Source organism: Mesorhizobium sp. WSM1293, from assembly GCF_000513875.1.
In the GTDB taxonomy this organism is placed as follows: Bacteria; Pseudomonadota; Alphaproteobacteria; order Rhizobiales; family Rhizobiaceae; genus Mesorhizobium; species Mesorhizobium ciceri.
This window is the reverse complement of the sequence record NZ_AZUV01000005.1, coordinates 322,849-341,991: the sequence shown is the minus strand read 5'-3', so window position 1 is coordinate 341,991 and position 19,143 is coordinate 322,849. Positions and strand designations below refer to the sequence as shown.

The 19,143-nt window shown below is 64.3% G+C and carries 19 protein-coding genes; 17 read left to right on the top strand and 2 right to left on the bottom strand.

All coding sequences use genetic code 11. The features are described 5' to 3' along the window. Position 1 precedes the first annotated feature (1 nt). The 14 genes from M729_RS0109540 (at position 2) to M729_RS0109475 (ending at position 13,382) form a co-directional block, all read left to right on the top strand. Positions 2-628, top strand: a complete 627-nt coding sequence (locus tag M729_RS0109540) for a hypothetical protein (RefSeq protein ID WP_013529785.1) — start codon at positions 2-4, stop codon at positions 626-628. Further along, positions 625-1,962, top strand: coding sequence for a MotB family protein (locus M729_RS0109535; protein WP_013529784.1), 1,338 nt, complete (start codon positions 625-627; stop codon positions 1,960-1,962). Before M729_RS0109540 ends, M729_RS0109535 begins: the two co-directional genes overlap by 4 nt. Next, on the top strand, positions 1,959-3,341 hold the full coding sequence (locus tag M729_RS0109530; protein WP_027161430.1) for a chemotaxis protein MotC: 1,383 nt from the start codon (positions 1,959-1,961) through the stop codon (positions 3,339-3,341). The genes M729_RS0109535 and M729_RS0109530 overlap by 4 nt, the downstream gene beginning before the upstream one ends. Further along, positions 3,338-4,714, top strand: a complete 1,377-nt coding sequence (locus M729_RS0109525) for a flagellar hook-length control protein FliK (protein ID WP_027161429.1) — start codon at positions 3,338-3,340, stop codon at positions 4,712-4,714. The genes M729_RS0109530 and M729_RS0109525 overlap by 4 nt, the downstream gene beginning before the upstream one ends. Then, positions 4,644-5,231, top strand: coding sequence for a transglycosylase SLT domain-containing protein (locus M729_RS0109520; RefSeq protein WP_050596211.1), 588 nt, complete (start codon positions 4,644-4,646; stop codon positions 5,229-5,231). The genes M729_RS0109525 and M729_RS0109520 overlap by 71 nt, the downstream gene beginning before the upstream one ends. Before the next feature lie 223 nt (positions 5,232-5,454). Then, on the top strand, positions 5,455-6,123 hold the full coding sequence (locus tag M729_RS0109515; protein ID WP_027161427.1) for a response regulator transcription factor: 669 nt from the start codon (positions 5,455-5,457) through the stop codon (positions 6,121-6,123). Between the two features lie 79 nt (positions 6,124-6,202). Continuing rightward, positions 6,203-7,462 carry a flagellar hook protein FlgE gene (locus M729_RS0109510; protein ID WP_013529779.1) on the top strand — a complete coding sequence of 420 codons (1,260 nt, stop codon included), beginning with the start codon at positions 6,203-6,205 and terminating at the stop codon, positions 7,460-7,462. A 27-nt stretch (positions 7,463-7,489) separates the two neighbouring features. Further along, complete coding sequence (gene flgK, locus M729_RS0109505; RefSeq protein ID WP_027161426.1) at positions 7,490-8,944, top strand: flagellar hook-associated protein FlgK; 1,455 nt, start codon at positions 7,490-7,492, stop codon at positions 8,942-8,944. A gap of 4 nt (positions 8,945-8,948) precedes the next feature. Then, positions 8,949-9,992 carry a flagellar hook-associated family protein gene (locus M729_RS0109500; protein ID WP_013529777.1) on the top strand — a complete coding sequence of 348 codons (1,044 nt, stop codon included), beginning with the start codon at positions 8,949-8,951 and terminating at the stop codon, positions 9,990-9,992. 31 nt (positions 9,993-10,023) lie between these two features. Then, complete coding sequence (flaF, locus tag M729_RS0109495; protein ID WP_013529776.1) at positions 10,024-10,371, top strand: flagellar biosynthesis regulator FlaF; 348 nt, start codon at positions 10,024-10,026, stop codon at positions 10,369-10,371. Beyond that, complete coding sequence (gene flbT, locus M729_RS0109490) at positions 10,368-10,811, top strand: flagellar biosynthesis repressor FlbT (protein WP_013529775.1); 444 nt, start codon at positions 10,368-10,370, stop codon at positions 10,809-10,811. Before flaF ends, flbT begins: the two co-directional genes overlap by 4 nt. Next, complete coding sequence (flgD, locus tag M729_RS0109485) at positions 10,811-11,218, top strand: flagellar hook assembly protein FlgD (RefSeq protein ID WP_013529774.1); 408 nt, start codon at positions 10,811-10,813, stop codon at positions 11,216-11,218. Before flbT ends, flgD begins: the two co-directional genes overlap by 1 nt. A gap of 24 nt (positions 11,219-11,242) precedes the next feature. Then, positions 11,243-11,509, top strand: coding sequence for a flagellar biosynthesis protein FliQ (fliQ, locus tag M729_RS0109480; RefSeq protein WP_013529773.1), 267 nt, complete (start codon positions 11,243-11,245; stop codon positions 11,507-11,509). Positions 11,510-11,738: 229 nt separating this feature from the next. Further along, on the top strand, positions 11,739-13,382 hold the full coding sequence (locus tag M729_RS0109475) for an MFS transporter (RefSeq protein WP_027161425.1): 1,644 nt from the start codon (positions 11,739-11,741) through the stop codon (positions 13,380-13,382). A 22-nt stretch (positions 13,383-13,404) separates the two neighbouring features. Here M729_RS0109475 and M729_RS0109470 read toward each other — a convergent pair whose 3' ends face one another. Both M729_RS0109470 and M729_RS0109465 read right to left on the bottom strand, forming a co-directional pair. Continuing rightward, positions 13,405-15,186: a chloride channel protein gene (locus M729_RS0109470; RefSeq protein WP_027161424.1), complete on the bottom strand. Its 1,782-nt coding sequence runs from the start codon at positions 15,184-15,186 to the stop codon at positions 13,405-13,407. 130 nt (positions 15,187-15,316) lie between these two features. After that, a complete protein-coding gene (locus M729_RS0109465) occupies positions 15,317-15,616 on the bottom strand; it encodes a putative quinol monooxygenase (protein ID WP_013529770.1) in 300 nt (99 codons plus the stop codon). A 146-nt stretch (positions 15,617-15,762) separates the two neighbouring features. On the opposite strand from M729_RS0109465, the gene flhA reads away from it, so the two are divergent. The 3 genes from flhA to M729_RS0109450 are packed head-to-tail and all read left to right on the top strand — an operon-like array spanning position 15,763 to position 18,985. After that, entirely contained in the window at positions 15,763-17,850 is a 2,088-nt protein-coding gene (flhA, locus tag M729_RS0109460) for a flagellar biosynthesis protein FlhA (protein WP_027161423.1), read from the top strand. Beyond that, positions 17,847-18,599, top strand: coding sequence for a flagellar biosynthetic protein FliR (fliR, locus tag M729_RS0109455; protein ID WP_027161422.1), 753 nt, complete (start codon positions 17,847-17,849; stop codon positions 18,597-18,599). The genes flhA and fliR overlap by 4 nt, the downstream gene beginning before the upstream one ends. A gap of 2 nt (positions 18,600-18,601) precedes the next feature. Beyond that, on the top strand, positions 18,602-18,985 hold the full coding sequence (locus tag M729_RS0109450) for a hypothetical protein (protein ID WP_013529767.1): 384 nt from the start codon (positions 18,602-18,604) through the stop codon (positions 18,983-18,985). Positions 18,986-19,143 lie beyond the last annotated feature (158 nt).

The window sequence follows — 19,143 nt, the reverse complement described above, 5'->3', positions numbered from 1 at the left end:
CATGCCTTCCGTAGCCCTCTTCGACCTTCTGCCTGATTTCGGCACGCGCGCGCAGCGTGCCGGCCAGCCCCGGGCAGCAGTCGATCCCGAACACAAGCCCGAGACGCCGGCGCCACAAGCCGATATCGGCACGCTGATCGCCGAGGCGGTTGCCCAGGCGGAGGCAGCGCTGGAGGGCCGCCTGGCGGCTGCGCATGACGCCGCGCTCGAAGCCGAACGCCAGGCCAGTGCTGAGGAAGCAAGGATATTTCTCGAAAGCCTTGGCGACGATGTCGGCAAGGCGGTCTCGTTGCACATCGATGCGATGGAGGCGCGCGTGACCGGACTTGTCGCCGGCACGGTCGCCCGCATCATCGGCGGCATCGTCAGCGACGATCTGCAGAAACGTTCGATCGATGCGTTGGCAGACGCCGTCCGCGAAGCGGTTGGCGACGCCGAGGCTGTGCGCATCGTCGTGCGCGGCCCGCTCTCGATGTTCGAAACACTGAAGGCATCGCTCGGACCCCGCGCCGCCAATCTCGATTTTGTCGAGGCGCCAGGCTTCGACCTGACCGTGGCTATCGACGAGGCGGTGTTCGAAACGCGCATGGCCGAATGGTCGACGACCCTCTCGGAGGTCCTGGCATGAGCGTCGCCAACGCCGATCAGGGCCGCCACGAGATCATCATCGTGCGGCGCAGTCATGACGACCATGACGAGGCCCACCATGGCGGCGTCTGGAAGATCGCCTTCGCCGACTTCATGACGGCCATGATGTGCTTCTTCCTGGTCATGTGGCTGATCAACGCCGCCAACGAGCAGACCAAGGCAGCCGTCGCCAGCTACTTCAACCCGGTCAAGCTGGTCGACCGCAATTCGAGCCGCAAGGGCCTGGAGGATCTCGGCGACGGCCCGCGCGCCATGGGACTGACGGCCGACGATCCGCAAGAGGCGACCAGCAAAGCCGGACAGAACGGCAATGCCGGCGCGGGCGCGTCGGAGCGCAAGCAGGACAAGCAGGAGCCACAGCAGGCGGAACACTCCGACGACCATCTCTTCGCCGACCCCTACGCGGTGCTTTCGGAAATCGCCACAGATACCGGCGTCATGCAGAATGTCAGCCAGAAAGGCGATGGCGGCGTGCAGGCTGCCGGCCCGGCTACCGGCGCCTCCGGTGGCGCCTCCTACCGCGATCCTTTCGAGCCGGATTTCTGGTCGCAGCAGGTCGCCGCGCCCGGCGCCGAGGCCAGCGCCCAGCGCACCAAGATCGAGGGCGATCCGGCCAAGCCCGGCGACAAGACCGCCGAAACGCAGGTGCTCAAAGTCAAAGCCGTGCCGCCTGTCGCGGCACCGCTCGAGCCACTGGCAAAGGACGCGACCAGTAAACAGGCCGCGAACCCTGCCACGGCATTGGCCGGCGAGACGAAACCGGACGGCACCAAGGCCGCGGTAGCGAAGGCTGAGCCTGAGGCGCAAAAGGCCGTCCAGCCCGACATCGGGGAGAAGGCGCCAACCGCTGCTGCCGTGAAGGCAGCGGCCGACGTCAAGCGGCAGTTGGCCGATGCTTTCAAGCCTGGCGACAAGCTGCACGACGGCGTCTCGGTCGAAGCCACCGACAAGGGCGTCGTCATCTCGATCACCGATCAGCTCGACTTCGGCATGTTCGAGGTCGGCTCGGCGTTGCCGAGACGCGAACTGGTGCTGGCGATGGAGAAGATCGGCCGCATCGTCAACAGCCAGAAGGGCACCATCAGCATCAACGGCCACACCGATGCCCGGCCGTTCCGCAGCGACAGCTACGACAATTGGCGGCTGTCGACGGCGCGCGCGCATTCCGCGTACTACATGCTCGTGCGCGGCGGCGTCGACGAACGCCGCATCACCGAGGTCGCCGGTTTCGCGGACCGCCAGCCGAAAATAGCAGCCGATCCATTGGCGGCCGCGAACCGCCGCATCGAGATCCTGATGGCGACCGGCGGATGAAGCGAGCGGCCGTCACCCGCCGGTTGATTGGCCTGTTGCTGCTGGCCGGCGGACACCCGTCCACTGGTTTCGCCCAGGAGGCCCTGCAGCCGTATCAGTTGGTGCGCTCGCTGCAGCTCATCCAGGACCGCATAGCCGCCGGCGATCATGCCGCCCTGCCGATGCAGGCCAAGCTGCTCGAGATGACGGATGCGCGCCTGCGCGCGGCGAATGCCGAGGACTACAAGGATCCCAAGAATTTTCGGGCCCTGCTTGTCTACGGCATGAGCGGCGGCAACCCGGTGACCGTCGAAGCGGCCACGTCGCGCGCTACGGCGGACCCGCAAAGCCTTGCCATCGCCAAAGGCGTGATTGAGTACCTCAACGGCCGGCCCGGCAAGGCTATCGAAGCCTTGAGGCCGATCGATCCCATGGCGCTGCCTCCGGATCTCGGCGCCTTCCTCGCTTTGGTCAAAGGCTCGCTGCTTGCCGGCGATCAACCGGCGACCGCACTCGGTCTGCTCGACGAGGCAAGATTGCTCAGCCCCGGCACGCTGGTCGAGGAAGCGGCACTTCGCCGTTCGGTCGGCCTTGCAGTCGCGCAAGGCGACGCGGCACGTTTCGCCCTTGCTTCCACCCAGTATGTCGAGCGCTACCTCTATTCGCCCTATGCCAGCCAGTTCGCGGACTCCTTTGTCTCCGGCGTCATCGCGCTGCACATGTCGATCAGCCAGGACAAGCTGGGCGACATCACCTCGATGATGGATGCCGAGCGCGAGAAGGTGATCTATCTGCGCATCGCCCGCCGTGCCGCGATAGACGGCCTGAACGACCTTTCGGCCTTCGCTTCGGCGCGCGCCGAGCAGGGCCGCGACGGCAACACCAATCAGGACGATCCACGCGCCCTGCTCTATGCCAGCCTTTCCACCGTCACCTCTGGCACAATCGAGGACATTCGTGCCAAGCTCGGCAAGATCGATCGCAGCCGGCTGTCGGAGGGCGACCGCGCCTTGCTCGACGCCGCTCAGGCCATTGCCGGCGAGGTCGTCGCGCCGCCCACCGCCCTTCCGGCGGAAAAGCCTGCCCCTGTCGCGGCCGAGCAACCTCCGGCTCCCGAGATCGCCACGCCGCAAAACGCCGATGACAGTGGCTTGCCACCAGTCGAAGGCGCCATCTCGGAGCAACCCGCCGCCACCGCGGCCTCCGGCGGACCGGCCCCCAATGCGCCGGACACGGCGGCAGTTGCAGCCACATCCGCCGAGCCTGCGACCGTCGTGCCGGCGTCGGCACCTTCGCCCGCCGCCGGTCCAGAGCCCGCCGATCCGACCGACGCCGCCATGACCAGAACACGTCGACAGCTCGATCTGATCGACCAGATGCTTGGAGCCGCCCCTAAATGACCACCAGCCTCGGCTCGGCCTTGCCAGGATTTGCCTCCACGCGCGCGACGTCGGAGCAGCCTGCCGCGAACGGCAGGAACGATGACGCCGGCTTCGGCAAAATGCTGCGCGACGACGCCCGCCCGGAACGGCAGGCGTCGACAGAGGCGGGATCGCGCGACCGGCGCTGGAGCAAGCTCGCTGCCGGCCTCGCCGGGCATGGCGCCAAGGCCGAACCGGCATCGGCCGAGCCCGGAAGGACCACCTCGGCCAAAGGCGCAAGCGTGAAAACCGGCAAGGACGATTTGGAAGCAAAGGCGCACAAGGCCGACGCCGAACAGACGGCGTCGGATACCGCGCCGCTTCAGGACGACCTGCCGCTGCTGATCGCGTTTCATGACCTGCGGCATTTCTCGACAGCGGCCAAGGCAGCGGGGGGCAATGCGGCCACCGGCGAGAATCCCTCGGACCCGATGCTCGGCGGACAGGCTGCACTGCCAAAGACCTACCGCTCAAAATCGTCGGGCGGACGCGAAGCACTCGAAACCATGTCGAAGCCGGAGCAGGCGTCGATCGTCGACGGACCTTTGACGGCGCTTGACGGTCAGTCGCCGAGCGCTGCCTCCAGCGCACCAAAACGCGACGTCACAGCGGCGGCCCGGAAGCTGTCGGACGCGCCGGCTGCCGATGTGCCCGGCGTGCCGTCGAAGCCCACCACGAATGCGATGAGGAGCATCGAGGATGTGCAGTCCTCGATGCGTCCCGAAGCGGGAAAACAGTCCCTGTCCGCCGCGCGCATCGACGTGGTGTCGGAACGGAGCTTCCCCGCGCCGCCGCAGGGTCCCATCAGCCAGGCGGCCCTCAATGTGATCAACGCCATAGCCGCCGACGCCGGGCCGCAAAAGGCGCTTTCAGCCTCACCCACGACCACCCATCTGGCCAGCTCTGTTGCCGTTCCGACACATGTGTTGAAGATCGAACTTCACCCTGCCGAACTCGGCATGGTGACGGCCAATCTTCGCCTCTCCGGGGAACAACTTTCGATTGAGCTGAAGCCTGAAACACACGATGCCTATCGTCGGCTGTCGGCCGACAGCGAGGCCATCGTCAAGTCGCTGCGAGGGCTCGGCTTCGAGGTTGACAAGGTCACGATAATGCAACCTTTGGTAGCAGTTCCCGCTACAACCCGGACGGATGCAACCGCTCCGTTGGCGGCCGCAACAGGCCGCGATCCAGCATCCTTTCAACCGGGGAATTCGGGCGGCGGCAATGGTGGAGCCGGCGGCCAGCAACCGGGTCAGCAATCCTCAGGGAACCGCAACGATGACGCGCAGGACTACGGCCGCGGCACTTCGCCTTCTCGCGAGCGCGCTGGCGGCGATATCTTTATCTAGCGCGGTAACAGCTGCCGCAGCCGCGACCAACCCTTGCGAGCCGGAAATCCTGCGCGCCGCCGACCGCTATGGCGTTCCCGCCGGCATCCTTTATGCCGTTGGCCTGACGGAGACCGGCAACAAGGGCAGCCTTCAACCCAACGCTTTGAATATAGAGGGAAAAGCAGTCTTTCCCAGAAGCCGGACCGAGGCCCTTGCCGCCTTCGCCAATGCCCGGCGCGAGGGCAAGACCCTGATCGATCTCGGCTGCATGCAGATCAACCACCACTACCACGCATCGCATTTTCGCAGCGTCGAGGACATGCTCGACCCACGTCAGAACGTCGACTATGCGGCGCGCTTCCTGGCCAGCCTTCATGCCCGTCACGAGACCTGGTCGATGGCCGTGGCCCGCTATCATGCCGGCCCCGACAATGACCCGGCGCAGAAGATCTATGTCTGCCGCGTCATTGCCAACATGGTCGCCACCGGCTTTGGAAAATGGACCGCGAACGCCCGCGGATTCTGCAACCCATAAGCGCATTTCCCATTACTGATAGACCTACCACACAACCCCGAATTGTTGTTCTGGCCTGGCCAAAACTTGGCGCCGAATGCGTATCTGGCTGCACGCTAATGCAACCGATACGATTCCAGACTCCCAAGAAACTAGCTATAAGAAATGACGGTTGTTCAGGATTCTCGCCAGCGGATAGGCCTCTCTTCACGGGGCAAATGATTTGATTCGGAAGGCGGGGCCGATGATTGTGATCGTTGACGAGCGCGAGCTCGTAACAGAGGGATACAATTCACTTTTCGATCGTGAGGGCATCGCCTGTGCAGGCTTTGCATCCGGCGAATTCGGTGAGTGGGTGAATTCGGCCGCCGACACCGATCTGCGCTCGGTCAGGGCCTTCCTCATCGGCGATTGCCGCGAAGGTTCCATCTCTCCGCGCCAGATCCGCGACCGCACCGGCGCCCCGGTGATTGCGCTGAGCGAACAGCATTCGCTGGAGAACACGCTGCGGTTGTTCGAGAGCGGCGTCGATGACGTCATTCGCAAGCCCGTCCATATCCGTGAGATCCTGGCCCGCATCACCGCGATCCGCCGCCGCGCCCAGGAAGACGTCGCCTACACCGAGATCGGCGCCATGCGCATCTTCATGGACGGCCGCGACCCCGAGATCGACGGTCAGCCCCTCCCCCTGCCGCGCCGCGAGCGCCGCATCCTCGAATATCTGGCGAGCAATCGCGGACGCCGGGTCACCAAGACCCAGGTCTTCAACGCCATCTACGGCATCTTCGACGAAGAGATCGAGGAGAACGTGGTGGAAAGCCACATCAGCAAACTGCGCAAGAAGCTGCGCGAGAAGCTGGGCACCGACCCGATCGATTCCAAGCGTTTCCTCGGCTACCGGCTCGTCTTCTGATGCAGCGCCGCGCCAGCCTCGCGCAAGAAAACATGCGTAGCCTCGCAGCCAGCAGCATGGACACAGCGGAGACGTTTCGATGAGCCTCTATGGAATGATGCGGACCGGCGTTTCCGGCATGAACGCGCAGGCAAACCGCCTGTCGACGGTCGCCGACAACATCGCCAATTCAGATACCACGGGTTACAAGCGGTCCTCCGCCGAATTTTCGACGCTGGTCATGCCGTCGACCGGCGGCGCCTACAATTCCGGCGGCGTCACCACGACGATCCGTCAGGCCGTCAGCGATCCGGGCGTGCTTCAGTACACGACCTCGGTTTCCGACCTTGCCGTCAGCGGCGATGGCTTCTTTGTCGTTCAGGATCCGAGCGGCACCCCCTATCTGACCCGAGCCGGCGCTTTCGTTCCCGACGGTCAGGGCAGGCTGGTCAACTCGGCCGGCTTCCAGCTGATGGCCTACAGTTACGAGAACGGCGTACCGGCAGCGACGGTCAACGGCTTCGAGGGATTGGTCCCGGTTGTCATCTCCGACCAGGGCATGACCGCAACGCCGAGCACCGAGGGCAGCTTTGCCGGCAACCTGCCGGCGGGTGCGACACCTGTCGCGACCGCCAACCTGCCCGCCGCCAACGCTGCGACCGCGCAATACACGTCGAAATCCTCGATGGTCGCCTACGACAATCTCGGCAACAAGAAGCTGCTCGACGTCTACTTCACCAACACCGGCGCCGGCACCTGGCAGGTGGCGGTCTTCGATCAGTCGAAGGCCACCGCTGGAACATCGTTCCCCTACACCGCCGGCGGCTTGCTGGGCTCGGCCAACCTGACCTTCGACACCACCACCGGCAAGCTCACCGGCACGCCCACCAACGTTTCATTTACTGTGCCGAACGGCGCCACCCTCAATCTCGATCTGTCGGCGCTGACCCAGCTTGGCACCGGCTTCACGGTTTCCGACGCCCAGGTCAACGGCAACGCACCGAGCACCATCGACAAGGTTCAGATCAGCAAGGACGGCACCATCTACGCCCAGTACAAGGACGGCTCGACCAAGCCGCTCTACAAGATCCCGCTCGCCGACGTACAGAGCCCGGACCAGCTCAAGGCGCTGCCTGGCAACGTCTATTCGCAAGGCACCGAGTCCGGCGCGGTTCGTGTCGGCTTTGCCAATGAAGGCAAGCTCGGCTCCATCATCTCCGGCGCGCTCGAGAATTCCAACGTCGATATCGCCGAAGAACTGACCAACATGATCGCGGCACAGCGCAGCTACACCGCCAATTCGAAAGTCTTCCAGACCGGTTCCGATCTGATGGACGTCCTTGTCAACCTGAAGAGATAAGACGGGCGTCGCCCGCGAAAGACCCGCATGTCACTGTCTACCGCATTGAGTATCGCCCAGTCGGCGCTTATGAACACCGCGCGACAGACCAGCGTTGTCTCGCGCAATGTCGCCGACGCCTCCAACCCGGACTATTCGCGGCGCCAGGCCGTCGTCACCAGCACGGCGCCGGGTGCGCGCTCGGTCGATATCCAGCGCGCAGCCAACGAGCTTCTGTTTCGCCAGAATCTCGCCGCGCTATCAGCCTGGAGCGGCCAGAACGCTCTCTACAACGGCATGGATCAGTTGGGTGTTGCGGTCAATGGCGTCGACAATGCGTCCTCGCCCTCGACCGCGATCGCCAACCTGCAGCAGGCGCTGCAGCTCTACGCCACCTCGCCGTCGAATCAGAACCTCGGCGCCTCCGTCATCGACGCCGCCAAACAGGTCGTGCGCTCGCTCAATGAGGGCTCCAAGGCAGTCCAGGATATCCGCACCCAGACCGACGGCCAGATTGCCACCGCCGTCGACGACCTGAACTCGCTGCTCGGCCAATTCCAGGATGCCAACACGGCCGTCATGTCCGGAACCCGTTCCGGCACCGACGTTTCCGATGCGCTCGACCAGCGCGATACGCTTTTGAAGAAGATTTCGAACTATGTCCCGGTGTCGACCTTCACGCGAGGCGACAATGACATGGTCATCACCACCGGCGACGGCACGACCTTGTTCGAGACGATACCGCGCACGGTCACCTTCGCGGCGTCGGCAGGCTATACCGCGGGTGCCGCCGGCAATGCCGTCTACATCGACAATGTGCCGATCTCGGCGGGAGCCGGTGGCAACACCAGCGCCAGCGGCACGCTTGCCGGCCTGCTGCAATTGCGCGACGGCGTCGCCTCGACCATGCAGAGCCAGCTCGACGAGACCGCGCGTGGCCTGATCACAGCCTTTGCCGAGACCGCACCCTCGATGGCCAACGCCGCCGGCCTGTTCACCTGGTCTGGTGCGCCGGCCGTGCCGGCCGCCGGCACGCTGGTCAACGGCCTTGCCGCGTCCATCAGCGTCAATGCAGCGATGGACCCGGGCACCGGCGGCAACCCGATGCTGCTGCGCGACGGCGGAGCCAACGGTGCGGCCTACGTCGCCAACACGGGCGGTGGCGCGTCCTATTCCACCCTTCTGGTTGCCTATGGCGACCGGCTCGACCAGCCGATGACTTTCGACCCCGCCGCCGGGGTTTCGGCAACGTCCAGCGTGTCCGACTACGCCGCCAGTTCGATCGGCTGGTTCGAGGGCGTGCGCCAGCAGGCTTCGACCGCCTCCGACGCCAAGGAAGCACTGGCGTCGCGCAGCGCCGAGGCGCTGTCCAACGCGACCGGGGTCAATGTCGACCAGGAAATGTCGCTGCTGCTCGACCTCGAACACACCTACCAGGCATCGGCCCGGATGATGAAAACCGTCGACGACATGATGACGGCCTTGCTCAACGCGGTGGGATAATTCCATGACTTCAGTCTCCTCGGCCGCAATCTCCAATGCCATGCGCTCCCAGCAGATGCGCATGCAGGCCGAACTCGTCAAAGCCACGAAAGAATCCTCGACGGGCAGGGTCGCCGACGTCGGCCTGGCTCTCGGCGGGCGCACCACCCAGGCCGTCACTTTCCAGCGCGATCTTGACCGGCTCAACGTCATCATCGATTCCAACGGCCTGGTCGGCGCCCGGCTCTCCTCGACGCAGACCTCGCTTGGTCAACTCTCGACCGCCGCTCAGACGTTCCTGTCCGCCCTGACCACCGCCTCCTCAAGTGACTCATCCAACAGCCTCACCCAATCCTCCGGCAAGGCGACCATCCAGCAGTTGACCTCGATCCTCAACACCAGCGTCAATGGCGAATACCTGTTCGCCGGCACCAACACCGACGTCAAGCCAATCAACGACTTCACAGCTGCCGGCTCCCCCGCCAAGGCGGCATTCGACGCCGCTTTCGTCGCCAATTTCGGCTTCACCCAGGACGATCCGCTCGCGGCCGACATCACGGCTGCCCAGATGGACGATTTCATCACCAATGATGTCGCCCCGCAGTTCACGGGCGCTGGTTGGCAGGGCAACTGGTCGAACGCCACCGACCAGCAGATCGTCAGCCGCATCGCACTCAACGAAACCACACCGACGTCGACCAGCGCCAACAGCGCCGGCATCCAGAAGCTCGCAATGGCGGCAGCCATGGTCAGCAGCCTGATGTCCAGCAACATCAGCCAGGCGGCGAAGAATACGGTTGTCAGCCGCTCCACCACATTGGTTGGCGAAGCGCTGAGCGGCATTGGCCAGCTTCAATCCGAGACCGGCATCGTCCAGAAGCGGGTTTCCGATGCCAACGATCGGATGAAAACGCAGGTCGACCTTTTCGAACGGCACATTCTCGACCTGGAAGCTGTCGATCCGGCCGAAGCCGCGACACGGGTCGCGGACCTGACACAGCACATCGAAACGTCTTTCGCGTTGACCGCACGCCTGCAGCAGCTCAGCCTGTTGAATTACCTGACCTGACAACGCTTAACGGAACGGTAGAGCCCCAACGATGTACCAATTCTCTTACGCCGACATCCAGAGCAACTCCGTTGCCGACGCGAAGGACCGCGAGCGCGAGCTTCTGACCCGCTCGATCGACATGCTGGCGGCGGCAGCAGTGGCCGGCCACGGTTCGATGGAGGCGATAGAGGCGCTTCACTTCACCAACCGCGTCTGGACCGCCTTCGTCGAGGATCTTGGCTCCAGCGACAACGCCCTGCCAAAGGAACTGCGCGCCAACCTCATTTCCATCGGCCTGTGGCTGCTGCGCGAGGCGGAGGACATCCGTCAGGGCCGCACCAACAATTTCGAAGGGCTGATCGAGGTGTCCCAGATCATCAGGGACGGCATTCAATGACCAACACGCTGAAGATATCGCTGAAGCCGAACGAAAAGATCTACATCAACGGCGCCGTCATCCGGGTCGACCGCAAGGTCACCGTCGAATTGATGAACGACGTCCAGTTCCTGCTCGAAAACCACGTGATTCAGGCCGAAGATGCCTCGACACCGCTCAAGCAGCTTTATTTCATCCTGCAGGTCATGCTGATGAACCCGGCCGGCGCCGCCGCCGCACGCGAGATGTTCCGTCGTTCGCTGCCGCTGCTTCTGGCAAGCTTCGAGGACGGCCAGATCTGCAGCGCGCTGAAACAGATCGACCGCATGGTCGGCGAGGACCATATCTACGAAGCGCTGAAGGCGATCCGCGCACTTTATCCGCTCGAACGCCGCGCGCTGGGTGGCAATGACGATGTTTCGGGTGCCGAGCGCCCGTTGGCTGTGGGAGCACGATACTGATGAACGTGGACATGACGACGACGATTCCGACCGGCGCCAATCAGGCCACCGCGTCCACCTCGAAGACAGCAGTCGACTACCAGTCCTTCCTGAAGCTTCTGATCGCCGAGATGAAGAACCAGGATCCGACCAAGCCGATGGATTCGACGCAGTATGTCGCCCAGCTCGCCACCTTCTCGCAGGTCGAGCAATCGGTGCAGACCAACACCAAGCTCAATCAGATCATGCAGTCCTCGGCGCTGTCGCAGGCCGACGCACTGATCGGGCGCTCGATAACCTCCGCCGACGGCCTGACGACGGGCACCGTGGCTTCGGTGCGCCTCGCCAGCAACGGTCTCATCGCCGTGCTGCAGAACGGCACCGAAGTCGCGGTCGGTCCGGGAGTTTCGGTCAAGGCGGCAAGCTGACGCTTTCGACAGAGAGCCAGTCCCATGAATGAGGCCGACGCTCTCGACATCGTCCAGTACGCGGTATGGACGGTGCTCGTCGCGTCCGCTCCGGTGGTGCTGGTCGCCATGGTGGTCGGCATCGGCATCGCCCTCATCCAGGCGCTGACCCAGGTGCAGGAAATCACCTTGACCTTCGTGCCGAAGATCGTCGCCATCATGCTGGTGGTGGCGCTGACCGGCCCCTTCATCGGCAGCCAGATATCGGCCTTCACCAACGTCATCTTCGAGCGCATCCAGAACGGGTTCTAACCTGTTTTGGGAAGGCGTGCCGCGGCATGCCGTTCGTAATTGTCCGAAGACAGACGCCGCCGATCCCCTTGGCGCCTCCGCACGCACGGCAGACAAGGCCTGGACCGCCTCTATCCCATTGTTGGACCATGAGCTTTTTTGCCCTTTGCGGCGCCATGCCCTACTTTCGGCAAACGGTCTGCGCAAACGGATTGTCTGACGGGCAGGCACGACATGGCAGGAATCCCAAATGATTGACGAAAAGCCGGACAGCGAGAGCGTCTCGGCGCTGGCGCCCTTCCGGCACGGCATTTTCCGCGCCGTGTGGGGCGCAAGTCTCGTCTCGAATTTCGGTGGCCTGATCCAGGGTGTCGGCGCCGCCTGGATGATGACCACGATCGCCACCTCGCCCTATCAGGTGGCCCTTGTCCAGGCTTCGACCACCTTGCCGATCATGCTGTTTGCGTTGGTCGCCGGCGCCATCGCCGACAGTTTCGACCGGCGCAAGGTGATGCTGGTCGCCCAGACCTTCATGCTGGTGGTGTCGGTGCTTCTGACCCTGTTCACCTATTCGGGCCTGATCACGCCATGGACGCTGCTTGCCTTCACCTTCCTGATCGACAGCGGCACGGCGCTCAACAGCCCGTCATGGCAAGCCTCCGTCGGCGATATCGTTCCCCGCAACAAGGTGCCGGCGGCCGTCGCCCTCAATTCGATGGGCTTTAACCTGACGCGCAGCGTCGGTCCGGCGATCGGCGGCATCATCGTCGCCGCCGCCGGTGCGGCAGCCGCCTTCGCGGCGAACGCGGTGAGCTATATCGGCCTGATCGTCGTGCTGGCGCGCTGGAAGCCGAACGTGCCGGTATCGACCTTGCCGCGCGAGTCGCTGGGGGCCGCCATGGGCGCCGGCCTGCGCTATGTCGCCATGTCGCCCAACATCGGCAAGGTGCTGGTCAGGGGTGCTGCGTTCGGCTTCAGTGCAGGCGCTGTGCTTGCGTTGCTGCCTCTGGTGGCGCGCGACGTCGTCAAGGGCGATGCGCTTACCTATGGCATCATGCTCGGCGCCTTCGGCATCGGCGCGGTCGGCGGCGCCTTGATCAGCGTCAGGCTGCGGCAGTTGCTCTCCAGCGAGACGATGGTGCGCTGTGCGTTCGCCGGCTTCGCCGTCTGCGCCTTCAATGCCGCCGTCAGCCAGCATGCCTGGCAGACGTCGCTCGGCCTGCTTGTCGGCGGCGCCTGCTGGGTGATCGCGCTTTCGCATTTCAACGTCACGGTGCAGATGGCGACGCCGCGCTGGGTGGTCGGCCGGGTGCTGTCGGTCTACCAGACCGCGACCTTCGGTGGCATCGCGCTCGGCAGCTGGATCTGGGGCGTCGTCGCCGATGCGCACGGCGCCGAAACCGCGCTGATCGCCGCCAGCATCGCCATGCTGGCCGGCGGCGCCATCGGTCTTTTGCTCCCGCTGCCGCAACAGCAGGTGCTCAACCTCGACCCGCTCAATCGCTTCAAGGAACCGCATTTGGCGCTTGACCTGAAGCCGCGCAGTGGTCCCATCGCCATCATGATCGAGTATGTGATCCGCCACGAGGACGAACCGGAGTTCCTCGCCATCATGGCCGAACGCGGCCGCATCCGCCGCCGTGACGGCGCCCGCAACTGGACGCTGGCGCGTGATCTCGAGAATCCCACCATATGGATCGAGCACTATCACACGCCGACCTGGATCGAATATATCAGGCACAATGGACGCATCACCCATGCCGACGCCGTCATCGGCGAGCGCCTGCGGGCACTGCACAGCGGCAACGAGCCGCCCCGCGTACGACGCATGATCGAGCGCCCGACCACCGCCGGCACGGCGCTTGTGATGGCCAAGGGGCCGATCGAGCATTAAGCCCGTAACCCCTTTTGCCCGCTTACCCCTCGCCCGACAGGTCCCGGCGCGCCTTGTCGAGTTCCTCGGCATAGCGCCGCATCAAATGGCCTTCGGTCAACAGGCCCAGCACGATATGGTCGGTGAAATCTTCGACCACGGCGAGTTCTTCCGCGCCCGCCCGCTGGAATGTTTCCGCGGCGGCCTGCACGTTCATGCTCGGCACCAGCACCGCGTCCTTGAATTTGGCGAGATCGCGCACCGGCACCTCGCCATCGGACGGATCGCTGTGCAGTTCGGCCACGATCAGCACACCGACATAGTGGTCGCCCGCGTCGACGGCGATGACGCGCTGGGCAGAGCCGAGCGGCACCTCCTTGCGGAAGGCTGCCAGCGTCGTCGAGGCATAGATGGTCTTGATGTCCTTGCGCATCATCGAGCCGACTGTGAGGCTGCGCATCCAGCCGACATCGTGGGCGCTGCGGATGGTCTCGCCGCGCAGATGGAAGCGCCATGTCGAGAACGAGTAGCCGAAGGTTTCGCGCACCAGGATGGCCGACATGATCGAGGCGGCCAGCACGACGCCGGTCAGCGTCAGGTCGCGGGTCGATTCCAGCGCCAGGAAGGTCATCGTCAGCGGACCGCCGACGACACCGACGGCGAGCGACGTCATGCCGACGACGGCGGCGACGGCAGGGTCGATGCCGGTTGCCGGAGAAATAACAAGCATCACATCCGCGAACGCCTTGCCGAGCAGCGCGCCGAGGAACAGCGAGGCAAAGAACAGTCCGCCGCGAAAACCCGACCCCAGCGAGACCGCCGACGCCGCCAGCTTGAGCACGAAGACGCTGGCCACCACGGCCAGCCCGTAATTCATCGAGAATTCGCGATGCAGCGCGCCATGGCCGCTGGACAGCACTTGCGGCGTGATCAGCCCCAACAAGCCAACGATGACGCCGCCAATGACGGGGCGCAGCGACGCATCGATCGACAGCCTGGCGAAACCGCGCTCGATCAGCGTCACCAGATGCATGATGGCGATCGAGGCGGCACCGCCGAGCAGCCCGAGCAGCAGGAACGGCACATACTGGCTGGCGGTGAGCGCCGGCAGACCCGAAAGCTCGAGCGGGAAAGGCACCCCGCCGAACATTTCAGCGGTCAGCGAGGCTGAGATCGCGGCGGTCATGACAGGCGCGACATTGGCGACCGAGTAGATGCCGATTACCAATTCGAAGCCGTAGAAGGCGCCGGTCAGCGGTGCATCGAAGGCAGCGGCGATGGCGCCGGCCGCACCACAGCCGACCAGGATACGGACATCGTTGCGGCGCAGCCTGAAGATGCCCGCCAGCCGCGATGCCAGCCCGGAGCCAACCTGCGTGTAGCCGGCTTCCAGCCCGACCGAGGCGCCAAAACCGCTGGAGATCATCGTCTGGCCGGCGATGATGAAGGTGTCGGTCAGCGACATGCGCCCGCCATAGAGCGCATTGGCTTCGATCGGGTCGATCGGTGTGCGGAATTTCCGTATCCGGAGCCAGACCACCGTCAGCCCCAGCAGTATGCCGCCGATCGCCGGTATCAGCGCCTGCATCGGATTGGCGAGCGAGAACATGCCGGAAAGCCGGCCGCCTGGCTGAACGCCGAACAGCAGCCCGTGCAGGTCCTGCACGATCTGGCTCATCGCCGTGACCAATATGCCAGCCATTACGCCTACGACACCGGCGAGGATGACCACCACGATGCCGCGTGCCTCGAGCAGGGGCAACGACCTGATCAGCACCGCGCGCAGCCGGCGGGCATAGACTTCGCTGTGGTTTCTGGAAAGCACCCGGGCGGCTCGCCGATATCGAAAGGCAGTGGAAAACCAGCCTGATACGCCCGGCGGCACGGCATGGCAACCACAATGCCGACAGACACCATGTTGGCGACAGCGCGATATCGATCGGCCTATGGACCGTTCAGGTCGACATGGGCTCGCCGGCTTCATAGAGCACGAGGTTGCGCTCGCCTATGCCAAGCGCCGGCCAGCTCGCACGCCAGTCCGCAATGTGCGGCGAGGCGAAGTGCGCGTCGAGCGCTGCCCTGTCGCTCCAGACTTCCGTGACCCGGATGAGCCCGGCATCGAAAACATCCTGCGCATAGGAATATTGGATGCAGCCGACCTCGGCGCGGCTGCCTGAAACCATGCGTTCCATTGCGGGCTTGGCTTCCTCAAATTTGTTTGGCGGCAAGCGGATGGTGCCGATGATCAGAAGCATGGGTTCCCTTTCCTGGCGAGGCTAGCCGACACGGCGACCTGCGCATGATCGTTCGAACTAGCCAGTCTCCCACCCTCGCGCAAGCTTGGCGGACTACCCTCACAGGGCTGTCGCGCGCTCGGCAGTCTATGGGGTTTGAGGACGATATGGCGATCAGCGAAAGCATTCAGCCCGGCGCGGCCGCCAAGAACGGCCGCGACGTCTTCTTCGCCATCGGCATCGTCATCATACTTGCCGTGCTGTTCCTGCCGATCCCGGCCTTTCTCATCGATGTCGGCCTCGCCTTTTCGATCGCGCTTTCGGTGCTGATCCTGATGGTGGCGCTGTGGATCCAGCGGCCGCTCGATTTTTCGTCTTTTCCAACCGTGCTGCTCATCGCCACCATGCTGCGGCTGTCGCTCAACATCGCCACCACGCGCATGATCCTGTCGCATGGCAATGAAGGGACGCATGCCGCCGGCTACGTCATCGCCGGCTTCTCCAAGTTGGTGATGGCCAGCGACTTCGTCATCGGCCTCATCGTCTTCATGATCCTGATCGTGGTGAACTTCATCGTCATCACCAAGGGCGCCACGCGTATCGCCGAAGTCGGCGCGCGCTTCACCCTCGATGCCATCCCCGGCAAGCAGATGTCGATCGACGCCGACCTCTCGGCCGGCATGATCGACGACAAGACCGCGCAGCTGCGCCGCCGTGAACTGGAAGAAGAATCTTCTTTCTTCGGCTCGATGGACGGCGCCTCGAAGTTCGTCCGCGGCGACGCCATCGCCGGCCTCATCATCACCGCCATCAACATCGTCGGCGGCATTGCCATCGGCTACATCAGGCACGGCATGGGCATGGGCGAAGCCGCCGACGTGTTCATCAAGCTGTCGGTCGGCGACGGCCTCGTCACCCAGATCCCGGCACTGATCGTGTCGCTCGCCGCCGGCCTGCTCGTCTCCAAGGGCGGCACCCGCGGCTCGACCAACCAGGCGGTGTTCGGCCAGCTCGGCGCCCACCCGCGCGCCCTCTATGTCGCGGCATCGCTGCTGGTCCTGCTCGGCCTGATGCCCGGCCTGCCGCTGTTCCCGTTCTTTGCGCTCGCCGCCGGCATGGCCGGTCTCGGCTACGTCATCCCGATGCGCGCCAACCGTGTCCTCGCCGAAGCCGAGGCGATCAAGGACCAGGAAAAGGCGACCAAGGTCGAGGAGGAGAAGAACTCGGTCAAGGCCTCGCTCGCCACCGCCGAGATCGAGCTTTTGATCGGCAAGCAGCTGTCGACAAGGCTGCTGACGTCGCATCAGGAACTGGTTTTCCGCATGGGCAAGATGCGCAAGAAATTCGCCACCCAGTACGGCTTCGTCGTGCCGGAAGTGCGTGTCGCCGACGATTTCGCCATCCCGCCGAAAAGCTACCAGATCAAGGTGCACGGCACCGTGGTGGCCGAATACCAGATGCGCGTCGGCGAGATCATGGTGCTGCTCGGCAATCGCGACGTACCCGAGATACCGGGCGAGGAAATCCGTGAGCCGGCCTTCGGCATGCGCGCCTATTCCGTCGTCGAAGCCTTCGCCGAGGATCTGAAGCGCGAGAACTACACCTTCGCCGACAACATGTCGGTGCTGCTCACCCATCTCTCCGAGGTTATCCGCAACAACCTGCCGCAGCTTCTGTCCTACAAGGATATGAAGGCGCTGCTCGAACGCCAGGACCAGGAATACCGCAAGCTCGCCGACGAGATCTGCACCACCCACATCTCCTATCCCGGCCTGCAGGCGGTGCTGAAGCTGCTGCTCGCCGAGCGCGTCTCGATCCGCAACCTGCACCTGATCATCGAGGCGATCGCCGAGATCGCGCCGCATGTGCGCCGCACCGAGCAGATCGTCGAACATGTCCGCATCCGCATGGCCCAGCAGATCTGCGGCGACCTGTCCGAGGGCGGCGTGCTGAAGGTGCTGCGCCTCGGCAACCGCTGGGACCTCGCCTTCCACCAGAGCCTCAAGCGCGACGCCAAGGGCGAGGTGCGCGAATTCGACATCGACCCGCGTCAGCTCGAGGAGTTCGGCCAGGACGCCACCAAGGCGATCAAGAAATATCTGGAAGCCGGCGAACGTTTCGTCCTCGTCACCGCGCCCGACGCCCGCCCCTATGTGCGCATGATCATCGAGCGGCTGTTCACCACGCTGCCGGTGCTCAGCCACGTCGAAATCGCCAAGGGCGTCGAGATCAGGGTACTCGGAACCATATCGTGAGCGTGCTGTCGCACGGCGTCGTCATCGCGGCGTTTCTCGCCTTCTGCCGCATCGGCGCCTGTTTCATGCTGATGCCGGGCCTGTCCAGCGCCCGCGTCCCGGTCCAGGTCAGGTTGTTCGTGGCGGTCGCCGCCACCGGCGGCCTGCTCGCCTTCCTGTGGGACAAGATCTTTCCTTTCGTCGACCCGCGCCCGCAGATCCTGGTGCCGATGATCATCTCGGAACTTCTGGTCGGCGGCCTGATCGGCGCCATGACCAGGCTCTACATGGAAGCCCTGCGCTTCATGGGTTCGGCCATCGCCATGCTGGTCGGTTATGGCGGCACCGGCGGACCGGCGATCGAGGAGCCCGAACCCCAGGCAGCCCTTGCCGCCATCATCTCGTTCTCGGCGCTGTTGATGCTGTTCGTGTTCGATTTCGACCACGAGATAATACGCGCGCTGGTTTCCTCCTACACGGTGGCGCCGGTCAACATCTTCTTCAACCCGCAGGCAGCCCTCGTCGATGTCACCGACACGGTGTCGGACACCTTCTTCCTGGTCATCCGCCTCGGCAGCCCGTTCGTCGCCTATGCCATTCTCGTCAATCTGACGATCGGCTTCGTCAACAAGCTGACCCCGCAGATCCCGATCTATTTCATCTCCCAGCCCTTCATCATCGCCGGCGGCATGATCATCTTCTATTTCGCCGTCGGCACCATGCTGTCGCTGTTCGTCGACGGCTTCGTCGACCTGACGCTGGCGAGATGACCATGAGCACGCGCAAGGACCGCCTCAAGAAACTGGTCAAGGTGCAGGAACAGCTGAAGGCGCTGCACGAAACCCGCCACGCCACCTTCCTTGCCGCGGCCAGTGCCGCCGAGGCTGAAGCCAGGGAACTGGTCGGCCATTTCGACCAGCCCGATTCGCTTTCCGCCCTGTTCCCCGATCTCTACCACCGCCGCATCGCCCAAGCGGTCGTGCGCCAGGAGGCGAACCTGGCAAGCGCGAAGCAAGAAGCCGGCCTCATCGCCGCCGCGACCGCCCGCACCAACATGGTTGAGCGTGCCTACAAGGACGTGCGCAACCGCGACGAGCGCGAACGCTCCGACCGCGAGCGGCTCGACATCATCGCGCAGAAGCAGGGCGAGGAGTAAGCTGAGGGTGTTCCGCTATGGGCCAACGGTGAGCGTCATTGACCAGGTTGCGAATGGCGGCAATCTCGGTCTTTGGAGCGGGCATGGTGGCTTCCTGAGAGCGGACATTGCAGGCTGCACATCGAGGTCCTGCCGCGCCATGAACAGTCGATGCTTCG